The following is a 12,940-nucleotide window of genomic DNA, read 5'->3' as shown; positions in this document are numbered from 1 at the left end:
AAAATAGAGAACTTAAATTGTTTTTATATGTATTGGACATTAGAATTAGCTTCGCATCTAGAAGATGCACCATGGCCAGCAACAAAAGATGAATTAATCGATTACGCTATTCGTTCGGGTGCACCTGTTGAGGTGATTGAAAACTTACAATCTCTTGAGGACGATGGTGAGCCATATGAAAATATCGAAGAAATTTGGCCCGACTATCCAACAAAAGACGATTTCTTCTTCAATGAAGATGAATACTAAAAAATAAAAAACGCCTTTTTAATAAAGGCGTTTTTTATTGAAAACATCCCCCTCTTTTCGGAGACACCTCAGTATGGTGTATACCGATTAGCTCCCGAGTTTTTTTATTCCCTAGTTTTAATCCATTTAGATGAAGCTAAGTCTTACAGATATGAAGATAAAATTAAAGCTATTGTTGTTCCTATTGATTAGCTGTATGGTCAGCCAAAGCTCATTTGCTCAGGAACAACAAACATCCAATGAATATATTGTTGTTTTAAAAAGGTTTGTCCAACGTTTACATGATCCTAGTCTAGCTACTGATATTATACTAAGTCAAGATCTAATCACATCAAAAAAACTAAACGAAGACCTGCAAGAATACTTATTGGCAAGCATCGATGAAATCAGGATAAATGTACAGAGCAAGAATATCAACCAACTGGAATATCTTAGCTTTGCTCAAGCGGGAAGAAAAGAAACAAGTGATATCGATCTCGAAGGTATTGATCCACAACAAGTCTACTTTGTCAAATACCTCAAGCGTTTTGTATTTGCTGCCGTTATTCGTGATAGAAAAATAGCTTCTTTTACATTAGTCTCTAAAGGTAACAATAAGGCCCATTTTGTATTCTATTAATTTTCATCTTGTTTTCATCGCCCCCATTTTATCAGATCCTTGCTCTTATAACCCTTAAATATCACGCTCAGGCTTACATAAATGCGCGCTTATCAGGTTTTATTTTACAGCATATTTGTGAGCAATATTAAGCCAATGATGCTTTCTTAAAAATTTTTCAATAAAAACACTTGCATTTTATAATTCTATCAACCATATTTGTATTAATAAAAACAACAATGATAACAACTGTCTCAAATAAAGCTTGGTGGTGGCACAACGAATAACGTTGTGGCAAATTCCTATTGCATTATTTGATTAATACGTCAAGATATGATGGGCTTGCCTAAATAAGGTAAGCCCTTTTTTTATTTAAATTACCATGAAAGAAATTTTAGCGCATTTATTTGAATACAAGACATTTTCTCGGCAAGAGGCCTACGAGATTCTAACCAACATTGCCATGGGCAAATATGACAGCCACCAAATTGCGGCATTTATGACCGCTTATGGTATGCGCAGCATTCGCGTTGAAGAGCTTGGAGGGTTTAGGGATGCGATGTATGATTTATGTCTCAAACTGGATTTTGATGGTTATGATTTAATTGACCTTTGCGGTACAGGTGGGGATGGTAAAAATACCTTTAATATCTCGACAATAGCATCTTTTATCACAGCTGGGGCTGGTTACCATGTCGCAAAACACGGTAATATCGGGGTATCTTCGAGCTGTGGTTCTTCCAATGTCATGGAATATTTAGGCTATCAATTCAGCAACGATAAGGCTGAACTACAACGCCAGCTTGATGAAGCCAACATCTGTTTTCTCCATGCACCATTGTTTCACCCTGCAATGAAAACTGTTGCCCCGATACGTCGTGCATTGGGTGTTAAGACTTTCTTTAACATGCTAGGGCCATTGACAAATCCTTCCAATCCTAGATTTCAGTCTGTTGGTGTATTTAGTTTAGAATTGGCAAGACTGTATGGTTATTTATACCAAAACACCAACAAACAATATTCCATTATTCATGCTTTGGACGGTTATGACGAGATATCCATGACCGGTGATTTTAAGTTAATCAACAACCAAGGGGAAAATTACTACAACATGGAAGAGCTTGGTTTCACCCCAGTCTCAGCCCAGGAGCTGACAGGAGGTGAAACGATAGCGGATACCGCCCACACATTCTTATCGATATTGAACAATCAGGGTACAGATGTGCAGAACAATGTTGTTTTGACCAATGCCGCATTTGCGATCAAGACCTTTAACCCCGAAAAATCTTTTGGCGACTGTTTTTATGAAGCAGAAGGTTCATTGATGGGAGGTAAAGCTTTACGAAGTTTCCAAAAACTAATCAAAAAATAAAATGGCGGTCAAAGTAAAAGTTTGTGGTATGAAATATCCCGACAATATAACCGCTGTAGCTTCCTTGGGCATCGATTATATGGGATTTATATTTTATGATCAATCCAAACGTTATGTTGGTCAAAGCTCCTCCGCATACATTAAGGAGCTTGACGGCCTAAGCAAAGTCGGCGTTTTCGTCAATGCTAGCCTCTCAGCAATTCTAGATAAAATAACTGAATTCCAACTAAATGTAATTCAATTGCATGGCGATGAATCTGTCGAATTCTGTCTTGAATTGAAAGAAAAATCAGGGGTTATCATCTTGAAAGCCTTCGGAGTTGATCAAAACTTTGACTGGATACAGCTTGATCCTTACGCTAAAGTTGTGGACTACTTTTTATTTGATACCAAAAGTAGTTCCTATGGTGGTACAGGAGTACAATTTGACTGGTCCCTATTGGACCAATACAAACTTACTACCCCCTATTTTCTCAGCGGTGGTTTAGATCCCGAAAATATCAAAACAGCGCTAGAAAGAAATGATCCACGACTATATGCCCTGGATTTAAATTCAAAATTTGAAGTAGAACCCGGCTTAAAAGATATTGCGCTATTAAGCCACAGTATAAATACAATTAAAAAATGAGTATATATCAAGTCAATGAAAAAGGATATTATGGTCCCTTTGGAGGAGCCTATATCCCTGAGATGCTCTATCCAAATGTGAAAGAGCTACGTGAAGAATATCTCAAAATTATCGAAGAAGAGAGCTTTCAGGAGGAATTTAACCAACTGCTCAGCGATTATGTCGGACGTCCTTCTCCATTATATCATGCCAAGCGTCTATCTGAAAAATATGGAACTACGATTTACTTAAAACGGGAGGATCTTAACCATACCGGAGCGCATAAAATCAACAATACCATTGGCCAAATTCTATTAGCGGAACGCCTGGGCAAAAAGCGCATCATTGCGGAGACAGGCGCAGGACAGCATGGCGTAGCCACAGCGACCGTCTGTGCACTCAAAGGTATACAATGTGCAGTGTACATGGGAGAAGTTGATATTCAACGTCAGGCTCCAAATGTAGCACGGATGAAAATGATGGGTGCCGAAGTTATTCCGGCAACATCAGGGTCCAAAACGCTAAAGGATGCTACCAATGAAGCTTTGCGAGATTGGATCAACAATCCTGTCGACACCCATTATATCATTGGGTCTGTTGTGGGACCACATCCTTATCCCGATATGGTTGCTCGCTTTCAGTCTATTATTTCTGCCGAAACGAAAAAACAGCTCTTGACAAAAACAGGAAGAGAAAATCCAGATATTGTATTGGCCTGTGTCGGTGGAGGCTCCAATGCGGCAGGTATGTTCTATCATTACCTCGATGAAGAATCGGTTCAATTGTATGCCGTAGAGGCCGCTGGCCACGGTGTTGATTCAGGCGAATCCGCTGCTACAACAGCATTAGGAAAAGAGGGAGTTTTACATGGAAGCCGATCTATACTTATGCAAACAGCGGATGGCCAGGTCATCGAACCTTACTCCATATCGGCGGGACTCGATTATCCCGGTATTGGCCCCCAACACGCTTGGTTATTCAAATCCGGTAGAGGTAACTATGTCAGCGTAACTGACGACGAAGCGATGCGTGCAGGTCTTGAGCTTACGCGATTAGAAGGTATCATACCGGCTATTGAGAGTTCTCATGCGCTGGCTTATCTGGAAAAAATACCTTTTAAAGGCGATGAGACTGTCGTTGTCTGTCTTTCTGGACGTGGTGACAAGGATCTAGATAATTATATGAAATACTTTGATTTTTAAGGCATGAATACAATTGAGAAAAAAGAAGGTACCCCCCTTTTATCGATATATTTTACAGCTGGGTATCCAACATTGGACAGCACAATCCATATTGCAAAGAAATTGGAAGATGCCGGCGCGGACTTTCTGGAAATCGGTTTCCCTTATTCCGATCCAGTGGCAGATGGACCTGTCATTCAGCACAGTTCTGAAATTGCCTTGGCAAATGGTATGACTGTAGAAAAGTTATTTAATCAGTTGAATGACCTGCGTAAGCATGTCAGTATCCCCGTATTTTTGATGGGCTACTTTAATCCTGTACTTCAATTTGGTGTGGAAAGATTCTGTGAAGCATGTAAAAATGTAGGCGTTAATGGTGTCATTATACCCGACCTACCAATGGATGAATACGAAGAACTTTACAAAGAGACGTTCGAGAAAAATGGGATCGCCAATATATTCATCGTAACACCGCAGACTTCTGAAGAACGCGTCAGAAAAATAGACAGCCTTTCTAGGAGCTTTATTTATTTACTTTCTTCCAATGCAACGACGGGTAAAACACTTGATGTTGGAGACCATACAGCAGCTTACTTTAAGCGGATACATGATCTCCAATTAAAAAATCCATTGATCGTTGGCTTCGGTATCTCCGATAAACCGACCTTTCAAAAAGCAAGCAAGCATACGGCGGGTGCCATTATAGGTACTGCATTTGTAAAACGGTTAAAGGAACCGGATTATCTCGACCAAATCCCAGCATTTATCTCGTCTATCAAAGCTTAACCTACAGGCTAAAAATTAGCAAAGCATTATTTTTTTAATAAGAGTTCGATCTAAAGTCTTTTTTCTTGGATCGAACTCTTATTTTTAAGACGGTTTTTGAAAATGTATTTTTTCAAAGAGAATATCTTTGCTGCCTTAATTAACCAAGCAATAGGCGGCCCGTCAAATCTATACTGATATAACCATGGATACACGAAGAGATTTTTTAAAGAAAGCGGCTATGCTTGCCGGGGGAGCCTCTCTCTCCCATGTTATTCCATCCGCTATTGCGAAGGCGATGGCTATTAATCCAGCATTGGGCAGCACCTTTTATGATGCCGAGCACGTCGTTTTATTAATGCAGGAAAACCGTTCATTTGATCATGCCTTTGGAACACTACGTGGTGTAAGAGGCTTCAATGACCCAAGAGCTATCCGTCAACCCAATCGAAATAAAGTATGGTTTCAGACGCAAAAATCCGGAGAAACATTTGCCCCCTTCCGATTGGATATCAAAGATTCAAAAGTTACCTGGATGGGCTGTCTTCCGCACAACTGGACCGATCAAACCGACGCAAGGAATAAGGGTAAAATGAACAGATGGTTGGATGTAAAACATTCTGGATTTAAAGAATTTGCCGATCTACCGTTGACTATGGGACATTATACCCGTGAAGACATTCCTTTTTACTACTCTCTGGCAGACTCTTTCACAATCTGTGACCAACACTTTTGTTCGAGCATCACCGGCACGAATCCAAACCGGCTTTATTTCTGGACGGCCAATATCCGGGAAAATCTGACAGGAAAAGCCTTAGTTTGGAATGGAGACTCCGAGTTTAGCGGGAAAGCAACATGGACCACTTTTCCCGAACGCCTTTCGGAATTAGGCGTAGACTGGAAAATCTATCAAAATGAAATTTCTTCAAGCAGTGCTGGTTATAGTGGAGAGGCAAACAGCTGGCTCGCCAATTTTGGTTGTAATCCGATGGAGTACTTCCCACAATATCAAGTCAAATATCATCCCCGCTATCGTCAGCTCCTGACTCTAAAAAAAGAAGATCTCGAGCGCAAAATTAGCGAAACACCAGCTGCCGAAGCACTCGAAGATTTAAAGAAAAATCTCAAGCATATTCAAGAAGAATTACAGCGATATACAGCCGATAACTTTGAAAAGCTCGACGAGCGGACAAAAGATATTCATCGCCGTGCCTTTGTTAACAACAGTGCGCAGCAAGATTATATGGAATTGGAAACAATGCATTATCAAGAAGGGGGGCAACAGCGCGAGTTACAGATCCCTAAAGGAGATGTCCTGTATCAATTCCGAAAAGATGTTGAGGAGGGTAAACTTCCAACCGTATCTTGGTTAGCTCCGCCCCAGCTTTTTTCTGACCACCCCGATTCTCCTTGGTTCGGCGCATGGTATGTCAGCGAAATTATGGACATTCTCACCCAAAATCCAGAAGTTTGGAAAAAGACAATTTTTATACTTACTTATGATGAGAATGATGGGTATTTCGATCACTTTGCACCCTTTACAGCACCAAACCCTGATGATACAGAAAGTGGAAAAGTATCCGAGGGAATAAACCCTGCATTGGAATTTGTACGCCGCGATGAGCAATATTATCCTGAAAGCGGAAGAGAAAGCAATATCGGTCTTGGCTATCGTGTACCGATGATTATTGCTTCTCCGTGGACCAGAGGCGGTTGGGTCAATTCACAAGTGTTTGACCATACCTCCAGTTTACAATTCCTGGAGAAGTTTATTAATCACAAAATCAATAAAAATATAAAAGAAACCAACATCAGCACTTGGCGGCGTACTGTATGTGGAGACTTAACTTCGGCATTTAGACCCTATCATGGCGAAACCATGAACAAACCTATTGTGCTGGAGCGGGAACCTTTTATCCAAGAGATTCACCAAGCCAAGTTCAAAGGTCTTCCCATGGGGTTCAAAGCGCTTAGCGCAATGGAGATCAAACAAATAGAGCAAGACCCCGGCAGTTCACCCTATTTCCCAAAACAAGAAAAAGGGCTTCGGGATTCATGTATCCTTCCTTATGAACTTTATGTGCATGGCGAATACCAATCCAAAGGGGATTACCTGGTCACATTTGAGGCTTCAGATAAAATTTTTGGCAAACAGGCCGCAGGCGCACCATTTACAGTTTACCATGCTGCTAGCTACAAAGGAGAAGTTGGAACCTCCAGAAATTATGCGGTTGCTCCAGGAGATCATGTAACAGACCATTGGCCGCTAGATGCCTTCGACAAAAGAATGTACCACCTCGAAATCCATGGTCCAAACGGATTTTATCGGGAATTTAAAGGCGACGCGGATAATCCACATGTAAAGATCCGCTGTACGTATGAAAAAAGTAAAAATGAAGCAGCATTTACTGGCCGTTTGTCTTTCTCCTGTACAAACAATGGAAAAACAACCGAGCAACTTATTTTTGAGGATCTCAGCTATGGAAAGGAAAAAAGAAGTTTGCAACTTAAAGGTGGACAATTCATCACGATACATTTTGAATTGGCTAAACAAAACTTTTGGTACGACTTCCGCCTTACTTGCAGTGGTTTTCTAAACTTCGAAGAACGATATGCAGGTCGTGTAGAGATTGGAAATGCCGGAAAAAGTGACCCTTTATTAAGCCGATAAACAACACGAATGGGAGCATCTAGAAAATGTTCCCATTCTTATAAAATCTTCCTTGAGTAGTCAAATTTAAGGGACTAAACTACATAGGCTGTTTCCCTGTAAAGTGCTCCTAAAAAACACCGAACATACTGTACTATTCCTGTATACGACGAGCCAGATGGTAAAATCCCTTGTACAATAGAATTGCCCCAACAATCAAAAAGATAGCTAGCAAATACGAGCTGACCGGATTGATAAATAATAAATTCATAACTTTGGTAAATTTTAGTTTTTCATTTGTTACTACAAGTTATAACATTTATCCAAAATATTACAAAAAAAAATTACATATTTTCTTTATTTTTGCTTCTATGAAGAAAATTGCACTATTAATCGGCCTATTTTTCTATTTGCTCGCAGCAAGTGGTGCCTCAGTGCATCTTCATTTTTGCCAAGGGGAAACACAAAGTGTATCGTTATCGGAAAGCCATAATATGGCCTGCCCTCTGTGTGCCAAGTCTGCAAAAAAACAGCAGAAACACTGTCATGAAACAGGAAGCTGTAAAGATGTTAAGATCGAAGCACAAAAGGTCGATAAATTCAGCAGAGTAACACAAAATCTTGATTTCAACCATTTTTCTCCTGCAATAATTACGCTTCATTGGATACTTAATTATTATCATTTCGCTGGGGAGGAAGACGATTTTTCTAAACTAAAGTATGCCGATTTTGCGAGTTACAATAGACAGAGCTCTCCTGTTTTTATTCTCAATCAAAATTTTAGAATTTAATATCACCTCTTTTCACTGAACGCAGTTCATTTTCTTGAATTGATCGAAGTCCACTACAGTTTTTATATCTCGCGAGAATAGCAGACTGTTATTCCCAACATTCATCTTTTCGTAGCTTATCACGGAACAAAAAACAGTGGATTTTAAATCATTCAGCAAAAAAAATTGTAGAACTGAAAAAAATAAATCCGTACCCCTTGCATGTGGTTGCGCGATATCATGAAGATAAAAATTAAATGCTAGTTGAAGCGAATACTCTTAATTAAAATGATGAATCAAATTTTCAAAAAAATATATACAACGACCATCCTATCCTTATTTTTTCTGGCATTTGTACAGGCACAGACCGACAGTACCCGCACACTTACAGTGGCTGGAAATTGCGCTATGTGTAAAAAACGTATTGAAACGGCCGCAAAAATGCATGGCGTAGAAACGGCCATTTGGAATGCAGGAGACAACCTATTGCAAATCAAATATAACCCCCAAAAAGTTCAGTTGGAGGCAATCAAGAAAAATATTGCTCAGGTTGGTCATGATGTTGACAACCTGGTGGCCACTGATGAATCCTATGCTAAACTCCATGAATGCTGTATGTATCCGCGACTGGAAAATGGCAAAGTACCCGAAAAGAAAGCGGTGACAACCGATAACCATGATCATCCACATACCGTTACCGGTGTTGTTGTTGAAGAAAATGAAAAGGGGGATCTTAAACCCATCATTGGCGCCAATTTACACTGGGCCAACCTTCCAACCAAAAACACAAGGACAAACGAAAATGGTGTTTTTAAATTGGACCACAAAGAAGGGTTCAACAAATTGGTTGTAAGTTATGTTGGGATGAAATCTGACACCATCACCATCAAAGATCTTCATGAAGTCATTATGATTACAGCGAAGGGTAATGTGTTGATGGAAGTCGAGGTTAAAGGAACACGACGCTCAAATTATATTGACCGTATGACACCTGCACGACTAGAAGTTCTTACCGGAAAAGAGTTATTCAAAGCCGCTTGCTGTGATTTAAGCGAAAGCTTTGAAACCAACGCCTCCGTCGATGTCGTCAGTGCTGATGCAGTAACAGGCAGTAAACAGATTCAAATGCTAGGCCTTAGCGGTATTTATACCCAATTAACCGTTGAAAATTTACCTGGGCCACGTGGGCTCGCTTCTCCTTTAGGTTTAAATTCTATTGCAGGGACATGGATTGAATCAATTCAAATTGCGAAAGGTATCGGTTCCGTAGCCAACGGTTTCGAAAACATGGCCGGACAGATCAATGTCGAATTGAAGAAACCTCAAAATTCAGAAAGATTGTTTTTTAATGCCTATGCGAACAACATGGGACGTACAGATGTCAACTTAAATCTTTCACAAAAAATTGGTCAGCATTGGTCCACTGCAGTGCTCCTGCATGACAATTTCATGTACAATAAATCCATGAACTTTAGTCACAACGGATTTAGAGATATACCCGTTGGCAATCTATTCTCTGGTGTCAACCGCTGGTTTTATGAAAATGGAAAAGGGCTTATGGTACAATTTGGGGTTAAATATCTCAATGACGACCGTACAGGCGGACAGATTGATTTTAACAAAAAGACAGATAAGGGTACGACAAATCGCTATGGTTTGGGATTTGATATCGAACGCGTAGAAGGTTTTGCTAAAATTGGTTATGTGTTCCCCGAAAATAAGCACCGCAGCATAGGTCTCCAGCTTGCAGGATCAAACTACAATCAAAAAAGCTATTTTGGGCTCAATAACTACGATTCGGAGCAACAAAATGGATATGCTAATCTCTTATTTCAAGATATTATCGGGACAGTCGCCCACAAGTATCGCGTTGGTGCCTCCATTAATTATGACAATTACAATGAGTGGTATTTAAAAGATCAAAACTTCAAAAGGAAAGAAGTGGTTTCGGGAGCATTTGCAGAATATACCTATAGTCCATCAGAAAAATTTGATGCCATTATTGGTCTTCGCCAAGACTACAACTCCCTGTATGGATGGTTTACAACACCACGCATCCATTTACGTTATGCCCCGCTTTCGGGAACAACAGTTCGAGCTAGCTCAGGAAGAGGTCAACGTACTGCAAATATATTTGCGGAGAACACGGCAGTATTGGCTAGTAGCAGAAAATTGGTTATCCAATCGCCTAATATATACGATAAGGCTTATGGCCTACAACCTGAAGTCTCCTGGAATAGCGGAATAGCGATAGACCAAAGTATGCGGATCTTCGGACGTGAGGCTTCGGCATCAGTTGAATTTTTCCATAACAGCTTCTCTAATCAGGTCGTGGTCGATTACGAAAATCCCCGAGAGATCAATTTTTATAATTTGAATGGAAAATCTTTCTCCAATAGTTTGCAAACAGAGTTTCGCTTGATGCCAGCACCACATTTTGAAACGAGGTTGGCCTATCGCTTACTTGATGTTCAAACTGATTTTGAAAGTGGCAGAAAGACCAAACCGCTATTGGCCAAACACCGTGGTTTTGTCAACCTGGCATATAATCACCATTCTGGCTGGAGTGTAGATTATACATTGAATGTCGTTGGACAAAAACGCATTCCATCAACAGCAGAGAACCCCGTTGAATATCAAATGCCTACAGCATCAAAGGCTTATGCGACAATGAATGCGCAGATTAGCAAAACTTTTGGGAAAGAGAAAAACTTCACCGTGTATGTGGGCGGAGAAAATCTGTCTAATTATTTCCAAAATATGCCAATCCTTGCCGCGGATCAACCCTTTGGAAACTATTTTGATACGTCAATGCTTTGGGGTCCTTTAACAGGACGCATGTTCTACACCGGCGTTCGTTATTTCATCAAATAACAGGTAAGCTAAAAAAAATCAAAGAGTAATAAAAAAGCGGCAAAAGCCGCTTTTTTTACATTAACTTTTTCAATTCTTGATAAAGCTTTGCCGTGGGTAATCCGACCACATTATTGTATTCCCCTTCTATCTTTTTTATGGCGATTAAGCCGATCCATTCCTGTATTCCATAAGAACCTGCTTTATCTAGTGGCGAAAATTGAGTAACATAATGATCGATTTCATCCAGCTCTAGTTCGTAAAAATAAACAGTTGTCGTCTCGACAAAAGTGCTCATCTTACCCTCCCGTGAGATCGCTACAGCAGTCAGCACCACATGTTTCTGACCAGACAAGTTTGTTAGCGTTTCTCTGGCTTCCTGTTCATCTTTGGGCTTACCTAAGATTTCGCCCTTATCCGATACCACAATAGTATCGGCACAGATAACCAAACAATCTTTTTTATCCCCAAATGCTTCCGCTTTACAAATAGCAATTTGACGAACGACCTCAGCTGCAGACAAATTCGGATCCACATATTCTGCCGTTTCCCGTACGTCGACTTCAAATGTCAGTCCAAGCCCTGCTAACAGCTGCTTTCTTCGTGGAGACTGAGACCCTAATATAATTGTTCTATTTTTTAGATTTTTCAACATCCCTATATGCTTTTTACCGTTTCATCCTCATACCAGTTGCCTTGTACTTTCATTACCTTTTCGATCAATTCACGTACAACTCCCTTTCCGCCACAAAAACCAGACACATAATGTGAAATTTTCTTGATCTCTTCTACTGCATCTGCCGGAGAAACAGCTATCCCAACGGACTTCATGCAGCTAAGATCAGGGATATCGTCGCCGATGTACATCAATTGATTTAATTCAAGCTTGTAATCACAAGCAAGTTCTTTCATTTTAGAAAGCTTGTCCGTAACTTTTGAATAGACTTCTTTGATCCCCAAACCTTTCATCCGCTGCTCGACGCCCTTCGAACCTCCACCTGTGATAATAAAAATCGGATAACCTTTCTTGATCGCCAACTGCATGGCATAGCCATCTTTTATATGAAATGTACGTAACTGATGCCCTTCTTCATTAACTTGCACAGTACCATCAGTCAGCACACCATCTACATCCAATACAAATGCTTTTATCGATTTAAATTCAGTCAATACCATAAATATATTTTTTGTAAAAGTAAGGCATTTCTAGTAATAATTCGCGAAGCTATACTGATCTAATTGACAACACTGTCAGATAATTATTCAGATAAGCCAAAATATCATTTGTGTGTCACAACATAGTTGTATTAGCAACTTATTCTTAAAAATATTTGGATGCTACGGTATATTTACCGTATCTTTGTAGAAGATAATTAAAGGTTATCTCGCTATGAAACACTAACAGCAAGCAATCAGAAGAGTTATTGACTTGAAGCTTGCATAAGATTAAAAAAACAATCATTTTTAGTTTTCACGGCACAACACGGCAACTAATTTAGTTTAGAAGCCCTTAAAGAGTCTTTTCATAATTTAGGTTTATAATTGGTTAGTAACGAACCCTGGTGCCCATCATCAGGGTTTTGTTTTTATAAGTATTTTTTCTTCTTCTATTTCATAGATTCTACTATTTGATGATTACCATAATATCTTATTATCAATCGAAATAACAATCGGTCTGACAGATCTTCATATCACCTTAAAGCTTACTACAGTTTTCCATCTATTATTAAACAGTGATCAGTCACTCAATATTCAGTTCATACTGAGTAATCACTGAACAAGCACTGAACAAGCACTGAACAATCACTGAACGAGGACTGAACAAATACTATTAGAATATCAAACCTGATCACTACTTGCCCCCAATTTGCTGCGACTAAGAATGAAAAGACAAA

The 12,940-nt window shown here is 39.7% G+C and carries 11 protein-coding genes; 9 read left to right on the top strand and 2 right to left on the bottom strand.

Annotation, left to right across the window (positions count from 1 at the left end; translation table 11 throughout):
- The first annotated feature begins 27 nt into the window (after positions 1-27).
- The 9 genes from B3P16_RS15690 (at position 28) to B3P16_RS15650 (ending at position 11,066) form a co-directional block, all read left to right on the top strand.
- Positions 28-249 (top strand): DUF2795 domain-containing protein, encoded by a 222-nt coding sequence (locus B3P16_RS15690; protein WP_028072584.1) that lies wholly within the window; start codon positions 28-30, stop codon positions 247-249.
- A 151-nt stretch (positions 250-400) separates the two neighbouring features.
- On the top strand, positions 401-868 hold the full coding sequence (locus tag B3P16_RS15685; RefSeq protein ID WP_147282001.1) for a hypothetical protein: 468 nt from the start codon (positions 401-403) through the stop codon (positions 866-868).
- Between the two features lie 361 nt (positions 869-1,229).
- Entirely contained in the window at positions 1,230-2,219 is a 990-nt protein-coding gene (gene trpD / locus B3P16_RS15680) for an anthranilate phosphoribosyltransferase (RefSeq protein WP_115047270.1), read from the top strand.
- 1 nt (position 2,220) lies between these two features.
- The gene (locus tag B3P16_RS15675; RefSeq protein ID WP_112373782.1) at positions 2,221-2,847 is read left to right on the top strand and encodes a phosphoribosylanthranilate isomerase; all 627 of its coding nucleotides are present in this window, start codon (positions 2,221-2,223) and stop codon (positions 2,845-2,847) included.
- Positions 2,844-4,028, top strand: coding sequence for a tryptophan synthase subunit beta (trpB, locus tag B3P16_RS15670; protein WP_070562076.1), 1,185 nt, complete (start codon positions 2,844-2,846; stop codon positions 4,026-4,028). Before B3P16_RS15675 ends, trpB begins: the two co-directional genes overlap by 4 nt.
- Positions 4,029-4,031: 3 nt before the next feature.
- Positions 4,032-4,793 (top strand): tryptophan synthase subunit alpha, encoded by a 762-nt coding sequence (gene trpA, locus B3P16_RS15665; RefSeq protein WP_286843493.1) that lies wholly within the window; start codon positions 4,032-4,034, stop codon positions 4,791-4,793.
- A 184-nt stretch (positions 4,794-4,977) separates the two neighbouring features.
- Entirely contained in the window at positions 4,978-7,443 is a 2,466-nt protein-coding gene (locus B3P16_RS15660) for a phosphocholine-specific phospholipase C (RefSeq protein ID WP_286843492.1), read from the top strand.
- A 170-nt stretch (positions 7,444-7,613) separates the two neighbouring features.
- Entirely contained in the window at positions 7,614-8,213 is a 600-nt protein-coding gene (locus B3P16_RS15655) for an HYC_CC_PP family protein (protein WP_286767351.1), read from the top strand.
- Between the two features lie 267 nt (positions 8,214-8,480).
- On the top strand, positions 8,481-11,066 hold the full coding sequence (locus B3P16_RS15650) for a TonB-dependent receptor domain-containing protein (RefSeq protein ID WP_286843491.1): 2,586 nt from the start codon (positions 8,481-8,483) through the stop codon (positions 11,064-11,066).
- Positions 11,067-11,121: 55 nt separating this feature from the next.
- On the opposite strand, the gene B3P16_RS15645 is transcribed toward B3P16_RS15650, so the two are convergent.
- Together B3P16_RS15645 and B3P16_RS15640 are read right to left on the bottom strand one after the other, a co-directional pair.
- Positions 11,122-11,700: a Maf family protein gene (locus B3P16_RS15645; protein ID WP_286843489.1), complete on the bottom strand. Its 579-nt coding sequence runs from the start codon at positions 11,698-11,700 to the stop codon at positions 11,122-11,124.
- A gap of 2 nt (positions 11,701-11,702) precedes the next feature.
- Complete coding sequence (locus tag B3P16_RS15640; RefSeq protein ID WP_070562067.1) at positions 11,703-12,221, bottom strand: KdsC family phosphatase; 519 nt, start codon at positions 12,219-12,221, stop codon at positions 11,703-11,705.
- Positions 12,222-12,940 lie beyond the last annotated feature (719 nt).

The organism is Sphingobacterium sp. UBA7631 (assembly GCF_002483935.1).
GTDB classification, from domain to species: Bacteria; Bacteroidota; Bacteroidia; order Sphingobacteriales; family Sphingobacteriaceae; genus Sphingobacterium; species Sphingobacterium multivorum.
This window is presented reverse-complemented; position numbering and strand designations above follow the sequence as displayed.